The following is a 20,613-nucleotide window of genomic DNA, read 5'->3' as shown; positions in this document are numbered from 1 at the left end:
GAAACGCCAGTTCGCTTCCGGCCGTCAGACCCGCACCAGCGTTGGAATGGCGGATGCCGAACATCGGGCGCCTGCTGTCGGACTCCAGAGACGTCCAGTCCGCAAAAGGAAGAAAACAATGGCGTATTGCTATGAATTCAAGGGCTTCGTTCCCGTTGTTCCCGAGGGGACATTCGTTCATCCTCAGGCTGTGCTGATCGGAAACGTCATACTCGGCCAGGGGTGCTATATCGGGCCCGGCGCAAGCCTGCGGGGCGATTTTGGCAGGATCGTGATCGGCGACGGGGCCAATGTTCAGGACAATTGCATCCTCCATTCCTTCCCCGGCCGCGATGCGGTGGTCGAAACCGACGGTCATATCGGCCACGGCGCGATCCTGCACGGGTGCACCGTCGGACGGAATGCTCTGGTCGGCATGAATGCCGTCATCATGGACGGCGTCATGCTGGGCGCGGAATCGATTGTCGGCGCGCAGGCGTTCGTGCGGGGCGAAACGGTGATCCCGCCGCGTTCCATGGTGGTCGGATCGCCGGCAAAGGTTATCCGCGAGGTCAGCGACAAGGAAATCGCATGGAAAACCCGCGGGACGGCCGAATATCAGCAATTGGCGCGCGACTGTCTGGCCGGATTGAAGCCTGTTGACCCCCTGAAAGCGGTCGAGGCCAACAGGCCGGAGATGGCGGCCTCTGATGTCGTGTCGATACAGGAGGCGCGGCAGAAGGCGACCTGACGCGCCGCGCCTTCGGGCCCCGGCGCCAGCGCGGCGCGCCGGGGCGTGATCTTTTACAGCCGGAAGACACCATAGTGCGGATCGTCGATCGGTGCGTTCAGCGAGGCGGAAATCGACATGCCAAGCGCGTTGCGGGTGTCGGCCGGGTCGAGGATACCGTCGTCCCACATTTCCGAGGTCGAGGTATAGGCTTCGACATCGCGCCGGAATTTTTCCAGCACCGGGTCGCGTATCGCGGCGATTTCCTCTTCGCTCAACTCCTTGCCTTCGCGCTGAAGCTGCCGGATCTTGACGTCGGCCATGGTGTTTGCGGCCTGATCCGCCCCCATCACGCCGATTTCGGCCTGTGGCCACATGAACAGCGTGCGCGCATCCCAGGCCCGTCCGCACATGCCGTAATTGCCCGCCCCATATGACGCATTGGCGATCACAGTAAATTTCGGCACGACCGACCCACCCTGCGCCATCAGCATCTTGGCGCCGTCCTTGGCGATGCCGCGCTCTTCGTATTCGCGCCCCACCATGTAGCCGGTGATGTTCTGGAAAAAGACCAGAGGCGTGCGGTTCTGGTTGCAAAGCTGCATGAAATGCGCGGCCTTGAGCGAGCTGTCGTTGAACAGCACCCCGTTGTTGGCCAAAATCCCCACCTTATAGCCCCAGATATGGGCAAAGCCGCAGATCATGGTGGTGCCGTAATCGGGCTGATATTCGTGAAAGCGCGAACCGTCCACGATCCGGGCCAGAACCTCGCGCATGTCGAACTGGGTTTTCCGGTCCTTGGGGATGATCCCGTAGAGTTCCTTGGGGTCGTAGTAAGGTTCCTCGAAGGAGGCGGTTTCGATGATCGTTTTGGGCGTGCGTTTCCACTGGCTGACAATTTCGCGCGCCAGTGAAAAGGCCTGTTCTTCGGTGGCGGCGCGGTAATCGCCGGTGCCCGAGACCGAGGTGTGCATGACCGCCCCGCCCAGCTCCTGAACGCCGACCTCTTCGCCGGTGGCGGCCTTCACCAGCGGCGGACCCCCGAGGAAAATCGCCCCGGTGCCTTCGATGATGATGTTGTAATCGCTCAGCGTCGGCACATAGGCGCCCCCTGCGGTGCAATGCCCGCCGACCACCGCGATTTGCGGGATGTTCGCCTGGCTCAGCTTGACCTGATTGCGAAAGACGCGTCCGCCCAGATAGCGGTCGGGAAAGACGCCGTGCTGCAACGGAAGGAAACCGCCGGCGCTGTCGCAGATATGGACAACCGGCAGGCGGTTTTCCAATGCCACATCCAGAAGCCGCACGATTTTCTTGACGGTATGGGGATACCATGCGCCGCCCTTGACGCTGGCGTCGTTGGCGTGAATGGCGACCTCGCGCCCCTGCACGATGCCGATGCCCGTCACCACGGCGGCACCGGGCACAGCGCCGTCATATTCGCGACAGGCGGCGAGCGTCGAGAACTCCAGAAACGGTGTGCCGGGGTCCAGCAGCAGCTTCAGCCGCTCGCGCACGCCCAGCTTGTTCTGACGCGCCAAACGGTCGATATCGCGCTGCGGGCGTTCGAAACGCGCCGCGTGCTGGCGGGCGTGAAACTCTTTCAGCCGCTCGGACATGGCCGCGTGATTGGCCCTGAAGTCAGGGGCATTGGTGTCGATCTGGCTTTCGATCCGGCGCATGGTCACTCCTCCTCCGGAGCCAGCAGGGCAAGCGTGGCCTTCAGCCCGAAACTGTCGCCCTCGGCAAATGGTATTTCGGCCACCACGCCGTCGCGCGGCGCGGTCAGGCTGGTTTCGAGTTTCATGCTTTCGATGACAAGCAACCGCTGGCCTTCCTTGACGTGATCGCCGGGCTTTGCGTTCACCGACACGACCACGCCGGGCATCGGCGCGACGATGCGGTCATCGGCGGCGACGCCATCGCGTCCGGCCAGACGCTCGGCGGGATCGATCCGCCCGATCGCGTAGGTCCGCCCGTTCATATGCACAAAAGTCGCGTCAGGGCCGACGGCCAGCCGCACGTCCTGCACGCGCCCGCGCGCGCGCAGCACATGGCCACCGGGCGCCCCGGTGGGGTCCAATTGGCAGGGAACCGCCCCATCGGGCGTGTTGAGGATAAAACGATTGCCGTCATGGGACAGCCAGCATTCGGTCTCGTCGCCGTCGATCTGGTATATCCGCCGCATCAGTTTCTCCACCCGCCCATTTTCCGGTGCATCTCGGGTATCTGCATCACGTCGCTCACCAGCCGTTCATCCGACAGGGCGGCGACCGCCATCAGCAGCTCGGTCACATCTTCGCCCGGCGCGGTCAGCGCCTCGGCCTGCTCGGCCAGAAACCCGGTCGAGACATTGCCCGAGGCGAAATCAGGGTGCGCAAGGATCGCATCGAGATAACCAGTGTTGGTGGTCACCCCGAGGATCACATAATTCCGCACCGCTTGCCGCGCGCGGGCGATGGCCTGCGTGCGATCCGGCCCGTGCACGATCAGCTTGGAGAGCATCGGGTCAAAGTCGGTGGTGACCTTGCCACCGTCCAGAATGCCGCTGTCCACACGCACGCCCTCGCCCTGCGGCTCGTCCAGCAGCAGGATGTCGCCGATCGCGGGGCGGAAATCTTCCGTTGCGTCCTCGGCGCAGATGCGCAGCTCGATCGAATGACCTGACTGCGGAATGTCGGTCTGCGCTGCGCTCAGCCCCTCGCCCGCCGCGATGCGCAGCTGTTCGGCGACAAGGTCATACCCCGTCACCATCTCGGTCACCGGATGTTCAACCTGAAGCCGGGTGTTCATTTCGAGGAAATAAAAGGAGCCGTCCTGCGCATAGATGAACTCGACCGTGCCAGCGCCGCGATAATTGACGGCGCGGGCGATGCCGGCGGCGGTTTCGCAGATCTCGTCTCGCTGTTCGGGGGTCAGCGCCGGCGAGGGCGTTTCCTCGATGATCTTCTGGAACCGGCGCTGGATCGAGCACTCGCGTTCCCAGAAATGGACCACATTGCCCTGCCCGTCGCCCATCACCTGCACCTCGATATGGCGCGGACGTTCGATATAGCGTTCGACGAACAGCCGCCCGTCGCCGAAATAACGCTCGCCCTCGCGGCGCGCGGTTTCGATTTCCGACTCTAACGCGCCGTCTTCGCGCACCACGCGCATCCCCTTGCCGCCGCCGCCCGCCGAGGGCTTGATCAGCAGTGGATAGCCGACCGCGCGGGAGCGTTCGACAAAACTTGCGGGGTCGTCATCCTCGATGGCCGAGGGGGCAACCGGAAAGCCGCGCTCCTCGACAAAGGCGCGCGCGCGGATCTTGTCGCCCATCAGGTCGATGACCTCGGATGTGGGGCCAACGAAGGTCACGCCGGCCTTTTCCAGGGCAGCGACAAAGCCCGCGTTTTCCGACAGGAATCCATAGCCCGGATGCACCGCGTCCGCGCCGATTTTTTTCGCGACCTCGACGATCTGCGGAATGTCGAGATAGGCGGCCACGGGGGTGGGGCCGTCGATGGTCACGACCTCGTCGGCAATCAGATGGGCCGGCCCCTCCTGTTCCAAGCGGTGCCGCAAGACGGCGGTCGCCAGGCCGCGCGCCCTGGCGGTGCGCAGGACGCGGGCCGCGATCTCGCCTCTATTGGCGACCAGAAGTTTGGAAATCCCCATTATCCGTCCTTTCACGCACTCTTGGCGGGGTGCAGCCCGTTTTGCACAGCCAGATCGGCCGGTACGGGAATTTCGATGTCGAGCAGCATCTGCGCGAACCCCTTGCCCTGCGGGTCGATGCGGACCGAGGCAATGCCGCCGCCGCCCAGCGATTCATGCAGCAGGAAGTTCAGCGCATGGCTTCCGGGTAGATCGAAGCGTTCGACCGGGCCGTCGCACAGATGGGCGAAATAGTCTTTCACCGCGTCTTCGGTCAGGGCCGACCGGATATAGGGCAGATATTCGGGCTTGCGCGCCAGAATGCCGATATTGGCGATGTCGCCCTTATCGCCGGAGCGGCCCCAGGCCAGATCGACCAGCCGCACCTTGACCGCATCTGCGCCGGCGTCGCGGCTGTCTGCGTGCGGTACGGCGGGCGGATCGAGTTGCACAGGCGTGGTGGCCACGATGACCGGCACATCCTTGCCGTCGACCTCGACCGCAACGGGCGTGTCGGACTTGTCTTGCAGGAACGAGAAAAGGCGGACCACCGGCTGCACCTTCGGCCGCCCGGCAAAAAATCCGGTCAGACCCTGCGCGGTGGAAATGGCCATCGGTGCGATCTCCCCGGCAAAGATGTTCAGCGCGCGCCTGTCGTCATGCGCCGCACCGATCTTGAGCACCACTTCGCGGGTTCGGGCGCGGGCGTTGGCGCCATAGGCGGCCTCGGCCCCCAGAACCTCGACGCTGACCTGCCGAAAGTCGCCGAGGTTCCTGTCGCGGAAAATCCGGCGGCAGCGGGTCAGGATCGCATCCGCGACGCGCTCGGCCTTGGCTGGCGCGTCGATGGCAGCCAGCGTCAGCGTGGTGACCGCGCGCCAGCCGTCGGCATGGGTGGCCGACACCTTGTAGCTGTCGGTGCGCCCCAGGCCCTTGCCGCCCTTGACCAGCACGCGGTCCGGGCCGACCTGTTCCAGCGTGACGCCGGACCAGTCGCAGATCACGTCCGGAAGCAGATAGGCCCGCGGATCGCCGATTTCGTAAAGCATCTGTTCGCCGACCGAGCCCGGCACAACCAGTCCGCCGGTATCGGGCGTCTTGGTCATGACAAAACTGCCGTCCGGCGAGATCTCGACGATGGGCATGCCCATGTTGTCCCAGCCCGGCACGTCCTGCCAATCGGTAAAGTTGCCGCCCGTCCCTTGCGGTCCGCATTCGATCAGATGACCCGCCAGCGAGCCCTGGCTGAGCTTGTCCCAATCGTCATCGCCCCAGCCGAATTCATGCATCAGCGGGCCAAGCGCCACCGCGCTGTCGGCGCAGCGCCCGGTGATCACGATCTCGGCGCCGCCGTCCAGAGCGGTGGCGATGGGGCGGGCGCCCAGATAGGCATTCATGCTCCAGATATCGTCGGGGAAATCCGCGCCCGAGAACATTTCGGTCACGCCACGGTCGCGGATCTCGTCCGCGCGGTCCATCAGATCGTCGCCCAGAACGACACCGACGGACAGGTCGATCCCAGCCTCTTCCGCCGCCCTGGCAAGCGCATCGCGGCAGCCGCGGGGGTTCACCCCACCGGCATTGGCCACCACCTTGATCCCCCTGGCCTTGATCTCAGGCAACCACGGCACCAGCGCCTTGACGAAGTCCGGCGCAAAGCCCGCCTCCGGCGTCTTGGCGCGGGCGCGGGCCATCAGAGACATCGTCACCTCGGCCAGATAGTCGAACACCAGGTAGTCAATATCGCCGCTGGAAACCAGCTGGCCGACGGCCTCGGGCGTGTCCCCCCAGAAACCGGACGCGCATCCGATGCGCAGCTTTCGATCCGACATAGTCTTCTCCTCCCCGCTGTTTCAGCGGCCCGTCCATTCCGGCTTGCGTTTGGCAGTGAAGGCGTCGAAGCCCTCGCGCGCGTCTTCGGTCTGTGCCATTCGCGGCAACAGCGTTTCCGCAAATCGCATCTGCTGCGGATAGGTCATGTCATCCATCGCGTGGCAGGCGTATTTCCCCAACCGGATCGCGGTCGGCGATTGCGCGGCTATTTGCGCGACCAGTTCGGAGACCTTGTCATCAAGGCCGGCGCTGTCTGTCACATAGTTGACCAGGTCATGGCGCAGCGATTCCTCGGCCGTCAGGGGGATGCCGGTGATGAACATCTCCATCAGCCTGCGCCGTGGCAACACGCGCATCATCGGCGGAACGATGGTCATGGGAAACAGCCCCACCTTTACCTCGGGCGTGCCGATTTTGGCGTGATCCGCCATCACCGCCAGATCGCAGGCACAGATGATGCCCGCGCCCCCGCCAACGGCCACACCGTTGATGCGCGCGATGGTCGGTTTCCGACAGGCGTGAAGAGCTTCGAACAACCTGCCGGCAAAATGCCCCGGATCCGCCGGATCCTGAACGAACGGGCCGCCGTCGGCCCCCGCCTTGAGGTCGCCGCCGGCACAGAAAGCGCGCTCGCCCTCGCCGGTCACCACGATCACCCGGCAATCTGCGTCCGCCTCGGCCACCTGGAGCGCGGCGACGATTCCCTCTGCCACGTCGCGATTCAGGGCATTGCGCTGGTCCGGACGGCAAATTGTAATGCGTATTTCGTGCCCTCGGGCCTCCGAACGGACGACGTTCTCGACCATTTCCGAACCCTCCCCTTCTGTTAGCGCCTTGCTTGCAACCTCGGGTCGCCGAAAGCATGCCTTGATCTAATTTCTAACATGTGTTTGATTTTGGTCAACACTGCACAAGACATTCTTCGGGAGGAAAAGAGATGTCCAGCAAGGACGGACCGGCCATCGCTGAACTGGAAGCCATCAAGGCGAACTATTCGCTGACCGATGAGCAGCGCCAGATCGTCGATCATGTAGATCGGGTGTCGCGCGAGGTGCTGCACCCGCTTCAGGCGCGTATGGATGAGGAGGAATGGTGGCCTGACGATCTGTTCAAACAGATGGGAGAGCTGGGCCTTTTGGGCATCACCGCGCCCGAGGAACTGGGCGGATCTGGGCAGAACGAATTCACCCAGGCGCTGGTGTCCGAAGTCATCTCGAAATGGAATCCGGCCGTGGGGCTGTCGCACGGGGCACATGACAACCTGTGCCTGAACAACCTGCTGCGCAACGGGTCCGAGGAACAGGTCAAGAAATATGTGCCGGGCCTGTGTTCCGGCGATCTTGTCGGCGCATTGGGGTTGACAGAGCCCGGCGCGGGCTCGGATGCGCTTGGGTCCATGGCGACCACGGCGGTTCGCGACGGCGATGACTATGTCATCAACGGCTCGAAGATCTACATCACCAACGGGCCGATCGCCGATGTGGTCCTGCTCTATGCCAAGACCGACAAATCCAAGGGCGCCAAGGGCATTTCGGCCTTTATCATCGAAACCGACAATCCCGGTTTCAAAGTGGCGCGAAAGCTCGACAAGATGGGCTTTCGCGGCTCGCCGACCGGGGAACTGGTATTCGAGGATTGCCGGGTGCCGGCCTCGGCCATGATGGGCGCTGAAAACAGCGGCGTTTCGGTGGTGATGAGCGGGCTGGATCTGGAACGGGCGATGGTCGCCTCGGTCTGCGTGGGCATGGCCGACCGCGCGCTGGAACTGGGTCTGGAATACGCCAAGATCCGCGAACAATTCGGCAAGCCGATCGCAAGTTTCCAGATGGTGCAGTCGAAACTGGCCGAGATCTATACCGAGGTCGAAACCGCCCGCGCCTTCAGCTATCGCGCGCTGGCCGCCTGTGTCGGCCTGCCCAAGGGGGCCGGTGGTCGCGGCGAGATTCACAAGCTGACCGCGGCTGCCTGCCTTTACGCGGGCGAGGCGTTCAACAAGGCCGTCACCGAGGCCTGCCACATCCACGGCGGCTCCGGCTACATGCAGGACACCGAAATCAACCGGCTGTTCCGCGCAAACAAGCTGTTGGAGATCGGCGCGGGCACCAGCGAGGTGCGCAAGATCATCATCGCCGAAGAACTGCTGCGCGCCTGAGGGGGGCAAGACCATGAACAAGCAACTGCGCAACGACATCGACCTTCCGACACATTTCATGACGGACGAACAGCAGGCGCTGGCCGATCAGGCCGGCAAGTTTTTCATGTCCGAATTTCACCATCTGAACGCGGAAATGGACGACACCGATGATCTGCCCGCCTCGGTCTTTCCCACGCTGGGCAAGATGGGGTATCTGGGGCTGAACGTGCCGCCGGAATTTGGCGGTGCCGGGCTGGATTTCACGTCGGCCTGCATCATCACCGAAGAACTGTCGCGCGCGTCGGCGGCCATCGGGCTGACGCATGTGGCCCACGACAACCTGTGCGTCAACAACATCTACCGCAACGCCAATGACGATCTGCGCCGCAAATATCTGCCCGGCCTGTGCAACGGCACGCTGGTCGGCGCACTGGGCCTGACCGAACCCGGCGCCGGGTCGGATGCGCTTGGCTCGATGCGGACAACGGCGAAAAAGGATGGCGACGATTACATCCTGAACGGCACCAAGATCTATATCACCAACGGGCCGATTGCCAATCTGGTGCTGGCCTATGCCAAGACCTCGCCGGAAAAGGGCGCCAAGGGCATTTCCGCCTTCATCGTGGAAACCGACACGCCCGGTTTCAAGGTGGCGCAGAAGCTCAACAAGATGGGGTTCCGCGGCTCGCCAACCGGCGAACTGGTGTTCGAGGATTGCCGCGTGCCCGCCAAGAACATGGTCGGCAAGCTGGACGGCGGCGTGGCGGTCACGATGTCGGGGCTCGACCTTGAACGGGCTATCGTCTGCTTCAACGCGCTTGGCATTGCGCAGCGCGCGCTGGATATCTCCGTCGATTACGCCAAGACGCGCCAGCAGTTCGGCAAGCCGATCGCCAGCTTCCAGATGGTGCAGGCGATGCTGGCCGACATGTACACGCGGATCGAGGCGGCGCGCAGCCTGTCCCTGAAAACCGTCGCCATGTGCGAGGGCCTGGAAGAGGGCGAAGGCGGGCGCGGCGAAATTCACAAGCTCACGGCGGCGGCGATTTTCAAGGCCGCCGAGGTAACCTCGTTCGTGCTGGACAAGGCCGTCCAGATCCACGGCGGGTCGGGGTACATGCGTGACACGGAAGTGAACCGGCTTTACCGGACCGGGCGTGTGCTTGAGGTTGGTGCGGGCACTCAGGAGGTGCGCAAGCTGATCATCTCCGGCGAACTTCTGAAAAACTGAGGGGGAAACCATGAGCGAGAAAAGAACATCGCGTTATGCTCCGGATCTAATGGCGGGCCAGGTTGCCCTTGTGACCGGATCCGGTTCGGGAATGGGTCGGGCGACGGCGCTTGAAATGGCGTCTTGCGGGGCCAGGCTGGCACTGTTCGCGCGCCGCGAAGAGCCGTTGGAAGAAACCGCCGAAATGATCCGCGCGGCTGGGGGCGAGGCGTTCGTCGTGCCCGGCGACACCCGCGACGAGGACAGCATCGAAGCCGCGATGGGCCGCATCAAGGACCATTACGGGCAGCTTGACGTTCTGGTGAACAATGCGGGCGGCCAGTATATCGCCGCTGCGCGTGACATCACCAACAAGGGCTTCGAGGCGGTGATCCGCAACAACCTGATCGGATCATGGCAGATGACCCGCGCGGCCGCGGATCATTTCATGTATGATAACGGTGGTTCGGTCGTCTTCGTCACCGCCATTTCGGCGCGGACGGCGCTGACCGGCTTTGTCCACACCGTTGCCGCGCGGGCGGGGGTGACCGGGATGATGAAAACGCTGGCCGCCGAATGGGGCGAATACGGCATCCGTCTGAACTGCGTCGCGCCGGGAACGATCAAGACCGAGGCGCTTGGCCGCTATCCCATTCCCCCGGAACGGTGGAAAGAACTGAACCGCTCTGTCCTGAACCGGATGGGCCTGGCCGAAGACATCGCCGGCACGATTATTTTCCTTGCATCCGATCTGGGAAATTTCATAACCGGCGAAGACATCTATGTAGACGGCGGGGAAACCCTGCATATGGGCCACGATGCCCGTGACATGATCAATCCCGACATGTTCGACAAACGCGAACGCGGAGACGGTAAAAATGAGTGAGCCACATGTCCTTCTGGATATCTCCGATCGCATCGCCACGGTTACGCTGAACGATCCGGACCGCCGCAACCCGATCACCGGCAACGACATGATCGCCTCGCTTCTGGACACATTTGCCAAGGTGCAGGCGGACCCGCAAGTCAGCGTCATGATTCTGACCGGCGCAGGTACGGCGTTCTGTGCCGGCGGCGACATCAAGGAAATGAACGATCCCGACAGCGTCTTTCGCAAGGAACCGTTGACGGCGGCGCAAAGCTATGTCGACGGTGTGCAGCGCCTGCCGCTTGCGCTTTACAACCTCGACATCCCGACGATCGCGGCGGTCAATGGCGCGGCGGTTGGCGCGGGATGCGATCTGACCATGATGTGCGACATGCGCGTCGCATCCGAGAAGGCGAAGTTCGGCGAGGTGTTCCTGAACCTGGGCATCATCCCCGGCGATGCGGGCAGTTGGTTCATGTTGCGCCGCCTTGGCCATCAGAAAGCGGCCGATCTGACATTCTCGGGCCGCATGGTCGAGGCAAAAGAGGCGCTGGAACTTGGCATGGTGCTAGAGGTTGTGCCGCATGACGCGCTGATGGAACGGGCGCGCGAACGGGCCGCCGTGATCGCCGCGAAACCACCGCGCGCGGTACGCGTCGCCAAGCGCCTGATGCGCAATGCCGAACGGATGGATCTGCCGGATTTCCTGAATTCCGCTGCGGCCTATCAGGCCCTTATGCATCAGACCGAAGACCACCACGAGGCGATCGCCGCGTTTATCGAGAAACGAAAACCCCACTTCACGGGGCGCTGAGGAAAAGAATGCATGCCAGAAGTCACCAAACAGAAAATGGAGCGGATCGCGCAGATGTGGAATGCGCGTGGCAGTGGTCTGATTACCCACATGGCGCTTGATATCGAAGAGGTATCAAGCGCAGGCGTTCGGGTCCGGATGCCGTTCAATCCTGACTTCTGCGTCGACAAGGACCAAACCCTGCTTCATGGCGGCATTCTGACCGCCCTTCTGGACAGTGTTTTCGGGCTTGCGAACTTTGTGGCGATTGATGGCGTCAGCACCATGGCGACACTGGATCTGCGGGTCGATTACCTGCGCCCCGCCTATTCGCGCGCGGATGTCATCGTGCGCGCGCATTGCTTTCGACAGACCCGCCACATTGCATTTGATGCCGGCAGCATCTGGTTCGATGGGCATGAAGACGCGGAAATTGCCCGTGGAACCGCCTCGTTTGCACTGACGCGCGGTGAGACCGGCCTGTTTGGCGCAACGACAGAAGGAAAAGCCTCGTAATGGACCTGCAAACCGTCAACGCCAACGTATCCAAGGTGCCGTTTTTCCGGTTTCTCGACTTCGAGGTCCAGAGGCTTGACAGCCTTCATGCCGATGCAGAGATGACCTTTGCCTCCCGTCATATCGGAAACCCGGTCCTGGAGCTTTACCACGGCGGTATAATCGCAAGTTTCATGGAGGCCACGTCGGCCATCGCGGTCCATCCCGAATTTTCGGACGTTCCCGCCAAGCCGATCAATCTTACCGTGGATTATCTAAGACCGGCCACCAAGGGGCCGCTGTATGCCAGCGCACATGTAACGCGCAAGGGGAAGCGGATCGCGAGTGTCAGTGCGATTTCCTGGCAGACGTCCCGAGATAAACCAGTGGCGGAGGGGCTGTATCACTTCCTCCTGGTTTGATCGCGATGGCGGCTGCGATCAGCGAGCCTCGTTTGGTTCTGCGCAGGCGGTATCTCGCCTGTCGCAAATCCCTTCGAGAAGCAGCTTGATAAGCATGCCAGAGAATTCGGGCAGGGAAAGATACCCTTCGACGTCCGCCTTGTTCGGATCAAACCACTCGACCGTCCAGTTCAAGGCACCCAACATGACCTGACGCAACGGAACAATCTTGATATCCGATCTTATGGCATCGTCCCCCTGCGCTTCGCGCAGAATCCTGTCCCAGAGTTTTCCGTACTGATGACGGATGCCCCCGTGTCTCTTTCTGAAGTGATTGGGCAGCATCCCGTAGCTTCTGATGTTCGCGGACGTGAATTCGCTTGCCTTGAACAGATAGTCCAGATGCGCCCAGATTGCCGTCGCGATCCTTGCGTGATGATCATATGGGGCCTGAAATTCCTGGGCTGCGGCGTTGACACCCAATAGCAGGTCGTTCAACCCGGCGTGCAAGACCTCGTCCACGATCGCTTCTTTGGACTTGAAATGGTAATAGACGCTGCCCGCCTTCATATCGGCTTCTTCAGCGATCTGCCTCAGCGTGGTCGCCTTGTACCCGTTGTCTCTCAGCATGCGCGCGGCGGCTCTCAGGATCTCTGCGCGGGTTTTCGCGGCCTTGTTGATGGATTCAGGGATATCGGTCGAAAAGGAGCGGTCTGGCTTCAGCCCTTTCGTGTCGACGATGCGCCGCGAACACATGCCGTCGAGGATCAGCTTGCTCATCCGTTCCGCGAGAATGCTCACCGGATACCGGTCCACATCGTACCATTCCACGGTCCAGTTCATGGCGCTCAGAATGAACTGGCGGATCACGGTTACCGAAATGTCGCTTCGCAGGTCGCCGGCGCGTTTCGCCTCGCTCAGAAAACTGGTCCAGACGCCTGCGTAGGATGCCCGCAATTCACGATGCGGCGCGCGCGCCTCATCCGACAACATCGGATAGTTACGGATATTGGCCGAAGTAAAATCGCTTTCGGTCAGCAGATAGGTCAGATGCGTTTCGATAAGCAGGGCAAAGGTCTCACGGAAATCCTTCGGATTGTCCTTCGTCGGGCGGACAATCTCGCAGACCCTCTCGTACATTTGCCGAACACCAAGATCCAGAACTTCGCTGAGTATCTGTTCCTTGGATTGGAAATGGTAATAAATGCTTCCTGCTTCGATGCCGGATTCCTGCGCGATGTCGCGCATCGTCGTCGCATAATAGCCCTCATGCCGGAAAAGGCGGGCGGCCGCAGCGAGGATACCGCTGCGGGTCCTCTCTGACTTGCTCAAGTCATCGTCGGTATGCTTGATGGTATCAGATTGTCTCATCATGAATTTTCGATACTTGTCAGCGGCAAGCCTGTCCATTGCAATAAACCTAACAAGTGTTAGAATATGCGATGAGCGGCGTCGAATCAAGTTCTTTGCCAAAATGATAGCGGAAGAGGAGGATCTCCATATGCGAGGGTTGAGTGGAAAACGCGTGATTGTAACGGGCGGCGGCAGCGGCATCGGGCGTGCGGTTTGCGAACGGTTCGGTCAGGAAGGCGCCGAGGTCGCAATCTTTGACATGAACGAAGACGGAGCGAAGGACACCGTTCGCCTGATCACCGAGGCGGGCGGCAAGGCACAGGCCTTCAAGGTGGACATCACCGACCGCGCCCAGGTCGACAAGGCTGTCGCCGAGTTCTCGGCCAATGGTCCGATCGACGTGCTTGTAAACAACGCCGGCTGGGACGTGATCAAGCCGTTCCTCGATACCGATGCCGAAATCTGGAAAAAAGTCATCGACATCAACCTTTACGGTCCGTTGAACATGCATCACGCGGTGCTTCCGGGCATGGTTCAGAACGGCGGCGGCCGGGTGGTCAACATCGCCTCGGACGCCGGTCGCGTCGGGTCATCGGGCGAAGCGGTTTATTCGGCCTGCAAGGGCGGCATCATCTCGTTCACCAAAACCGTGGCGCGGGAACTTGCGCGCAAGGGCATTCAATTGAACGCTGTCGCCCCCGGGCCGACCGACACGCCGTTGTTTGCCCAGGTCGCCCAGGGCGATGCCGGTCAAAAGATCGCCGAGGGCCTCAAGCGGGCCATCCCGATGAAGCGCCTGGCACAGCCTACGGACTACCCCGGCATCATCTGCTTCCTGTCCTCCGACGACGCCGGGTTCATCACCGGGCAGGTGATTTCGGTTTCGGGCGGCTTGTCGATGCACGGCTGAACGCAGGTGGCGGCGTCCGTCACAAGGCGGCGCCGCCAAGTCGGCCAGAAGTTACCTCCCTGACTGGCCGTGCCCAAGGTGCGGCCTTTTTTGCGGTGAAGAAAGGTGAGGAATGTTTCAACCAGACACTGACATTCAGCGTTCAAGCACGCTGGCCTCTTTCCTGAAAGATTGTGGCACGGACAGTTACGAGGATCTTGCCAGCCGGGCCAACACCGACCCGGACTGGTTCTGGGGCCGGATCATCGAGTTTGCCGGCATCCGGTTCCATCGCCCCTACACGCGGTTACGGGATATGTCCGATGGGCCGGAATCGATCCGATGGGCCGTCGGCGGCGCCTTGAACCTGACGGAAACCTGTCTCGATGCCCGCATCGAGACAGGTCTGGCCGACAAGACCGCGATCGACTGGGTCGGCGAAGACGGGTGTCGCCGCAGCTGGACCTATGCCGATCTTGCCGCCGAGTCCGCGCGCGTGGCCTCGGCGCTGGCCCGGCGCGGGGTAAAACCCGGCCAGGCCGTTGGCATCTACATGCCGATGATCCCCGAAATCGACGCCGCCTTTTTAGGCATCGCCCGATTGGGTGCCGTGGCGGTGCCGCTGTTTTCGGGCTTCGCGCCGCCCGCCATCGCCAGCCGGCTCGAGGATTCCGGCGCCGTGGCGGTGCTGACCGCGGATGCCACGCCACGAAGGGGCAATCCCGTCTGGATGGAGTCCACGCTGGTCAAAGCGCTGGAGGAAGTGCCCTCGGTTCATACCGTCATCAGCCTGCGGCGGTTCGGCGGCGCGGCGGCCGATCCGGCCCGCGATCTTGACTGGCAGGAAACTGTCGGAAATGCGGATCCGACCTATCCCGCGCATCCGGCAGAGGCGGACTCGCCACTGCTCATCGCCTATACCTCCGGCACCACCGGGCGCCCCAAGGGCGTGGTGCACACCCATTTGGGTGTGCAGGCCAAGGCGACGGCGGATTTCCTGCTGGGGCTCGACATGAAGCGCGACGACCGGCATCTGTGGATGACCGACATGGGCTGGGTCATGGGGCCACTGACCCTTTTGTCGGTGCTGCTGTCGGGGGCGACGCTGGTTCTGGCCGAAGGCGCGCCCTCGATGCCCGGTGATCCGTTCAGGTTGTTGCGACTTGCATCCGAATTGAAAGTGACCCACCTCGGCGTTGCACCCACACTTGTGCGGCAGTTCATGACGCAGGATCGTGCACCACTGTCCGGTTACGATCTGTCGCCCCTGCGCATCGTTGCCTCGACCGGCGAACCCTGGACCGAGGACGCCTGGCTCTGGCAACGTGACCATATCTGCCGCCGCCGCGCGGTGCCGCTGAATATCTCGGGCGGAACCGAGCTTTTCGGTGCGATCCTGACCTCGACGGTGCTGCATGAGATCAGGCCCGGAGGATTCTCGGCGCAGGCGCTGGGTGTCGGGGCGAAAGTGCTGCGCGAGGACGGCAGCGAAGCCGCGCCGGGCGAGGTCGGCGAACTTGTCGTGACGCAACCGCCCCTTGGCCTGACCCCGGCCATCGCCGGCAACCGCAAGCGGTATCTGGAAACCTACTGGTCAACATTCCCCGGCATCTGGCGGCACGGCGATTGGGTGCGCTGCGATCCGAACGGTACATGGTATATCCTCGGCCGGTCCGACGACACGCTGAACATTGCCGGCAAACGCATCGGGCCGCCCGAGATTGAATCGGCCCTGACCGAGTCCGGAAAGGTGGTGGATGCCGCCGCCATTGCCGCACCCGATGATATCAAGGGCGTGGCCGTGGTCTGTGTCTGTGTGCCGGCTCCGGGTGTGTCGCCTGACGACGCCCTTGTCGAACAGCTCAAGGACCGGGTGGGACAGGTCGTCTCGAAGCCCTTCCGCCCGCGCGAAATTCATTTCGTCGAGGCGCTTCCGAAAACCCGCAGCATGAAGACGATGCGCCGGATCGTGCGCGCGGCCTTCCTGGGCGAGGATCCCGGAGACCTGTCATCCATCAGTAACCCCGAAACCATACAGCCCATCGCAGAGCTGAGAAAGGACAAGCCATGATCACTGTCTTCGGAGCCACCGGCACCACCGGCGCCCCCCTTGTCGACACGCTTCTGGCAAAGGGCGCCCAGGTGCGCGCCGTCACCAGCGATCCGGCCAAGCTCGACGGCCTCAAGGCCAAGGGATGCGAGGCGGTCGCCGCGAATTTCACCGATGCCGCAGCGCTGGAACAGGCCTGCGCAGGTGCGGACAAGATCTATCTGGTGACGCCCGCGCATCGGGACATGCGCCGGTGGAAAGCCGGCGCGATAGAGGCGGCCAAGGCCGCGGGCGTGGGACATGTGGTTCTGGCCACCGGGCTTGGCGCGTCGCCAAAGGCGGGGCTGACCTTTGGCAAGTGGCATTCCGACACCCAGGAATTACTGAAGGAAAGCGGCCTTGACTGGACCTTTGTCCAGCCGACTTACTTTATGCAGAACCTGCTCTGGCAGGCCGAAGGCATCGCAAGGGATGGGGTGTATTACGACGATCTTGGCGGACCCGTGGCCTGGATCGACGCCCGCGACATCGCCGATGTGGCCGCCGAGGCGCTGACCGGATCGGGGCACGCGGGCAAGGTTTATGGCCTGACCGGCCCCGAAGCGCTGACCGGCGAGGACATTGCGGCCGTCCTGTCCGAAGTGACCGGACGATCCATCACCTCTGCGCCTCTGTCTCCCGATGACGCCAAGGCGGCGATGGTCGCCGGCGGGATGCAGGACGAGGTCGCCGCGGCCATGGTGGAACTGGCCTCGATCGCGCCCAAGGGCTATCTCGGGCGCATCGAGACCACGGTGAGCGACGTGCTCGGGCGCCCGGCCCGCCGCTTTCACGATTTCGTCGCCGAGAATCGGGATGCTTTCGTCCAGTGATCTGACGGCCGCGCCGCTCTATCTTGAACTGGCGCCGCCAACGGGCGCTGCGGTGCAGGTCGACCATCTCTTCGTGTTCCGCGACACTGACGTGTTAAGCGCGCGCGGAAGCGGGCGTTTCGCGACCGATCTGTTCACGCTTTCGGTGACGGATCAAGGTGGCGGGACGCGCATGTCGCTCGCGCCGCCCTGCCCGGATTTCGTGCCCCGCCCGTCATCCTTTTGCGGAATCGTCGCCGGGCTGCGGCTGTCGGCGCGACCGGAGCGTCGGCCCGGAACCGTGGCGCCAGAGCCATTGGCCGCCGCGCTTGGAAAGGTCCGGCAGAGCGATGATGCCCTGCCGTCGCTTGTTGCGGCGCTGGACGGTCTTGCAAGCGAGTTGACCTTCGCTGCGCCCCCGCAGACGTTCAGCGACCGGACCGGACGCCGCCGGGCACGGGCAGAGACCGGCATATCAAGGCGGCGTCTTGCGGCGCTCCGCCGGTTTCGCCTGCTGCTTGGACGCTTCGCCGACCCAGCCCTGCCGTTAAGCGATCTGGCGCTGGTCGCGGGCTACTACGATCAATCGCATATGTCGGCATCCTGCCGGGCCTTCGCCGACCGACCGCCCGGTGCGCTACGGTTTCAGGCCACAGAGCGCGCTTTTGGCCTTTCGTTACAAGAACGAGGGATCAAGGACCGGCTAAGATTGGTCATCATGGATGACAGCAAGGAGTGAAATCACGCCATGGCGCAATTCGAGCCGAAGAACCCCGACTTTGACGCGCGGGTGCGCGACAGTTTCGATCTTCAGAAGGTGATGCACACGCTGGGGATCGGCATTGCCGACCTGACGCCCGGTCACATCGTTCTGGAGATGGCGCACAGCGACGCGCTGACCCAGCAGCACGGCTTTCTGCACGCCGGAATCGTATCAACCGCGCTGGACAGCGCCTGCGGATATGCGGCCTTTTCGCTGATGCCCGCCGATGCCGCGGTGCTGACGGTGGAATTCAAGATCAACCTGCTCAACCCCGCCGATGGCCAGCGGTTTCGATTCGTCGCCGATGTGGTGAAACCTGGCAGGACGCTGACGATCTGCGAGGCGCGCGCCTATGCGTTGAAAGGACAGGATGAAAAGCTGGTCGCCACGATGACCGGAACGCTGATGGCGCTGGTTGGACGGACGGGTGTTGCCGGATGACGGAAACGCCGTCCGGGTGTGGCGCATCCTCAACCGGTTTCCTTCGTGAAACCGGAGTGGCAGGCAGGCGGTGTCCTGAACCGCCTGCCGCATCTGTCTAACTCTGGATCGAACGCGCCATCGGCGGGTCAGAGGCTTTGCGCCAGACGCACCCCTTCGTCGATGGCGCGCAGCGCGTCGAGTTCGGCGGCCTCTTTTGCGCCGCCGATCATCGTGACCGTGGCCCCGCGGGCGGTGAGGTCTTTGGCCAAAGCCCGTTCCGGTTCCTGACCGGTGCAAAGCACGATCGTATCGGCGGCAATGACCTTTGGTTCTCCGTCCATGAGAATGTGCAGCCCCGCGTCGTCAATGCGTTCGTAAACCACGCCGCCCAAGGCCTCGACCCCGTGCTTGCGCAGAGCGTTGCGCAGAATCCAGCCCGTGGACACACCAAGCCCCGCGCCTGGTTTCGAGGACTTTCGCTGAAGCATGACAACCTTTCGCCGCGATGCCTTGGGCGCCAGCGGATCACCCGCCAGCGCGCCCGATGCGGCAAAGGTCGGGTCCACGCCCCATGTCTGGCAGAACGCGTCGGTGTCGTGAGCCTCGGCCGGCTCGGTCACGAGAAACTCGGCCACGTCATGGCCAATGCCCCCTGCCCCCATCACCACGACGGTCTGGCCGGCGACGCGCGCGCCCGACAGGATTTCGGCATAGGTCGCGACACTGGGGTGATCGATGCCCGGCAGGTCGGGAATGCGCGGGCTCACCCCGGTGGAAATGACGACATGGTCAAAGCCGGTCAGATCGTCCAGCCCGGCCCGCTGCCCCAGACGCAGCGTAACGCCGTGCTTTTTCATCTGGCCGGAATAGTACCGCAGGGTTTCGTCGAATTCGTCCTTGCCCGGTGCCGCGCGCGCCAGATTCAGCTGCCCGCCCAGCTTGTCCTGCGCTTCGAAAAGCGTGACGTCGTGGCCCAGACGGGATGCCTCGGATGCCGTGGCCATGCCTGCGGCGCCGCCACCGACGACGGCCAGCTTCCGTGGTGATTCTGTCGGCGTATCCCGGAATTCGGTTTCGCGCCCGGCCCGCGGGTTGACCAGACAGCCGACCGGCCGGTCCGAAAAGATGAAGTCCAGACAGGCCTGATTGCAGGCAATGCAGGTATTGATCTCGTCGGCGCGGCCTTCGCGCGTCTTCCTGACGAAATGCGGATCGGCCAGAAAGGGCCGCGCCATCGAGATCATGTCGGCCTCGCCGGAGGCAAGGATATCCTCTGCAAGCTCGGGCGTGTTGATTCGGTTGGAGGCGACGACCGGGATCGACACCGCAGCCTTGACGTTGGCCGCGGCCTGACGCCAGGCACCGCGCGGAACCGGATAGGCGATGGTCGGCACGCGCGCCTCGTGCCAGCCGATCCCGGTGTTCAGAATATCCGCGCCTGCCGCCTCGATCTTGCGCGCCAGGTCTGCGATTTCATCGGCGGGCGCGCCGCCCTCGACCAGATCGGCGGCCGAAATGCGGTAAATGATGAGAAAGTCGGTCCCGCAACGGTCCCGCACCGCGCGCACGATCTCGACCGGAAAACGGTGGCGATTCTCGACGCAGCCGCCCCAGTCGTCGTTGCGCTTGTTGGTATGGGTGACGGTGAATTCGTTGATAAGATACCCTTCGGACCCCATGATTTCGACGCCATCGAACCCCGCCGCCTGCGCATTGGCGGCGGATTTGGCGAAATCCTCGATGGTGCGGCGGATGTCGGCGTCGGTCATTTCGCGCGGGACATAGCGGTTGATCGGCGCCCGGATCGGGCTTGGGGCAACGCAGCCTTCGATCTTTGCATAGCGCCCGGCATGAAGAAGCTGCGCGCAGAGCAGGCTGCCTTCGGCCTGCACCGCTTCACAGATCGGACGCAGGCTCAGCGCCTCTTTCGGATCGTCGATGCGCGGACCTTCGGGATCGAATATCCCTTCGGCATTCGGGGAAAACCCGCCGGTGACCAGAATCGCCGCCTCCCCCCGCGCGCGTTCGGCGTAAAACGCGATCTGTTTGGCGATACCGTCTGGCTCGGTCTCCAGCCGGGTATGCATCGACCCCATAATGACCCGGTTTCGCACCATGTGCCGGCCTGCGCGGATCGGCGAAAGCATGGTCCCAAAGCTTTCCTTTTGCGTGTTTGTCATTGTGCACCTCCTCCTCAAAAATTCG

General features: G+C 62.9%; 19 protein-coding genes. 12 read left to right on the top strand and 7 right to left on the bottom strand.

Translation table 11 applies throughout. The annotated features are described in order from the left end of the window. Nucleotides 1-46 precede the first annotated feature (46 nt). A complete protein-coding gene (locus ATI53_RS10470) occupies nt 47-730 on the top strand; it encodes an acyltransferase (protein WP_223870788.1) in 684 nt (227 codons plus the stop codon). 53 nt (nt 731-783) lie between these two features. Here the strand turns inward: ATI53_RS10470 and ATI53_RS10465 are convergent, their stop codons facing one another. The 5 genes from ATI53_RS10465 to ATI53_RS10445 are packed head-to-tail and all read right to left on the bottom strand — an operon-like array spanning nt 784 to nt 6,984. Further along, a complete protein-coding gene (locus ATI53_RS10465) occupies nt 784-2,391 on the bottom strand; it encodes an acyl-CoA carboxylase subunit beta (RefSeq protein WP_009503117.1) in 1,608 nt (535 codons plus the stop codon). Nucleotides 2,392-2,393: 2 nt separating this feature from the next. Continuing rightward, on the bottom strand, nt 2,394-2,897 hold the full coding sequence (locus tag ATI53_RS10460; protein WP_223866015.1) for an acyl-CoA carboxylase biotin carboxyl carrier protein subunit: 504 nt from the start codon (nt 2,895-2,897) through the stop codon (nt 2,394-2,396). Beyond that, a complete protein-coding gene (locus ATI53_RS10455; protein ID WP_009503115.1) occupies nt 2,897-4,366 on the bottom strand; it encodes an acetyl-CoA carboxylase biotin carboxylase subunit in 1,470 nt (489 codons plus the stop codon). Before ATI53_RS10455 ends, ATI53_RS10460 begins: the two co-directional genes overlap by 1 nt. Before the next feature lie 11 nt (nt 4,367-4,377). Beyond that, entirely contained in the window at nt 4,378-6,177 is a 1,800-nt protein-coding gene (locus ATI53_RS10450; protein WP_089962656.1) for an acyclic terpene utilization AtuA family protein, read from the bottom strand. 21 nt (nt 6,178-6,198) lie between these two features. After that, the gene (locus tag ATI53_RS10445) at nt 6,199-6,984 is read right to left on the bottom strand and encodes an enoyl-CoA hydratase-related protein (protein ID WP_089962655.1); all 786 of its coding nucleotides are present in this window, start codon (nt 6,982-6,984) and stop codon (nt 6,199-6,201) included. 131 nt (nt 6,985-7,115) lie between these two features. Between ATI53_RS10445 and ATI53_RS10440 the strand changes: the two genes are divergently transcribed. The 6 genes from ATI53_RS10440 to ATI53_RS10415 are packed head-to-tail and all read left to right on the top strand — an operon-like array spanning nt 7,116 to nt 12,100. Further along, nucleotides 7,116-8,330: an acyl-CoA dehydrogenase family protein gene (locus ATI53_RS10440; RefSeq protein WP_111550353.1), complete on the top strand. Its 1,215-nt coding sequence runs from the start codon at nt 7,116-7,118 to the stop codon at nt 8,328-8,330. Nucleotides 8,331-8,343: 13 nt separating this feature from the next. Beyond that, nucleotides 8,344-9,543, top strand: coding sequence for an acyl-CoA dehydrogenase family protein (locus tag ATI53_RS10435; protein WP_009503111.1), 1,200 nt, complete (start codon nt 8,344-8,346; stop codon nt 9,541-9,543). A gap of 10 nt (nt 9,544-9,553) precedes the next feature. After that, nucleotides 9,554-10,408 (top strand): SDR family NAD(P)-dependent oxidoreductase, encoded by an 855-nt coding sequence (locus tag ATI53_RS10430; protein ID WP_034451661.1) that lies wholly within the window; start codon nt 9,554-9,556, stop codon nt 10,406-10,408. Beyond that, complete coding sequence (locus tag ATI53_RS10425) at nt 10,401-11,204, top strand: enoyl-CoA hydratase-related protein (protein ID WP_111550352.1); 804 nt, start codon at nt 10,401-10,403, stop codon at nt 11,202-11,204. The genes ATI53_RS10430 and ATI53_RS10425 overlap by 8 nt, the downstream gene beginning before the upstream one ends. Before the next feature lie 12 nt (nt 11,205-11,216). Beyond that, nucleotides 11,217-11,699, top strand: a complete 483-nt coding sequence (locus ATI53_RS10420; RefSeq protein WP_034451659.1) for a PaaI family thioesterase — start codon at nt 11,217-11,219, stop codon at nt 11,697-11,699. Further along, on the top strand, nt 11,699-12,100 hold the full coding sequence (locus tag ATI53_RS10415) for a PaaI family thioesterase (RefSeq protein ID WP_034451657.1): 402 nt from the start codon (nt 11,699-11,701) through the stop codon (nt 12,098-12,100). Before ATI53_RS10420 ends, ATI53_RS10415 begins: the two co-directional genes overlap by 1 nt. Nucleotides 12,101-12,118: 18 nt before the next feature. On the opposite strand, the gene ATI53_RS10410 is transcribed toward ATI53_RS10415, so the two are convergent. After that, entirely contained in the window at nt 12,119-13,489 is a 1,371-nt protein-coding gene (locus ATI53_RS10410) for a TetR/AcrR family transcriptional regulator (RefSeq protein WP_240778625.1), read from the bottom strand. 91 nt (nt 13,490-13,580) lie between these two features. On the opposite strand from ATI53_RS10410, the gene ATI53_RS10405 reads away from it, so the two are divergent. The 5 genes from ATI53_RS10405 to ATI53_RS10385 all read left to right on the top strand — a co-directional run bounded on the left by ATI53_RS10405 (nt 13,581) and on the right by ATI53_RS10385 (nt 18,426). Further along, nucleotides 13,581-14,342 carry a glucose 1-dehydrogenase gene (locus ATI53_RS10405; RefSeq protein WP_009503107.1) on the top strand — a complete coding sequence of 254 codons (762 nt, stop codon included), beginning with the start codon at nt 13,581-13,583 and terminating at the stop codon, nt 14,340-14,342. Between the two features lie 112 nt (nt 14,343-14,454). Then, a complete protein-coding gene (locus ATI53_RS10400; protein WP_111550350.1) occupies nt 14,455-16,392 on the top strand; it encodes an AMP-binding protein in 1,938 nt (645 codons plus the stop codon). Continuing rightward, the gene (locus ATI53_RS10395) at nt 16,389-17,243 is read left to right on the top strand and encodes an SDR family oxidoreductase (protein WP_009503105.1); all 855 of its coding nucleotides are present in this window, start codon (nt 16,389-16,391) and stop codon (nt 17,241-17,243) included. Before ATI53_RS10400 ends, ATI53_RS10395 begins: the two co-directional genes overlap by 4 nt. Further along, complete coding sequence (locus tag ATI53_RS10390; protein WP_111550349.1) at nt 17,227-17,961, top strand: helix-turn-helix domain-containing protein; 735 nt, start codon at nt 17,227-17,229, stop codon at nt 17,959-17,961. Before ATI53_RS10395 ends, ATI53_RS10390 begins: the two co-directional genes overlap by 17 nt. A 9-nt stretch (nt 17,962-17,970) precedes the next feature. Beyond that, nucleotides 17,971-18,426, top strand: a complete 456-nt coding sequence (locus ATI53_RS10385; RefSeq protein WP_009503103.1) for a PaaI family thioesterase — start codon at nt 17,971-17,973, stop codon at nt 18,424-18,426. A gap of 128 nt (nt 18,427-18,554) precedes the next feature. On the opposite strand, the gene ATI53_RS10380 is transcribed toward ATI53_RS10385, so the two are convergent. Beyond that, the gene (locus ATI53_RS10380) at nt 18,555-20,588 is read right to left on the bottom strand and encodes an NADPH-dependent 2,4-dienoyl-CoA reductase (protein WP_205912159.1); all 2,034 of its coding nucleotides are present in this window, start codon (nt 20,586-20,588) and stop codon (nt 18,555-18,557) included. Between the last annotated feature and the right edge of the window lie 25 nt (nt 20,589-20,613).

Source organism: Salipiger aestuarii, assembly GCF_003259905.1.
GTDB lineage: Bacteria > Pseudomonadota > Alphaproteobacteria > Rhodobacterales > Rhodobacteraceae > Salipiger > Salipiger aestuarii.
The sequence above is the reverse complement of the archived record's forward strand: the minus strand, read 5'-3'. Positions and strand labels throughout refer to the sequence as shown.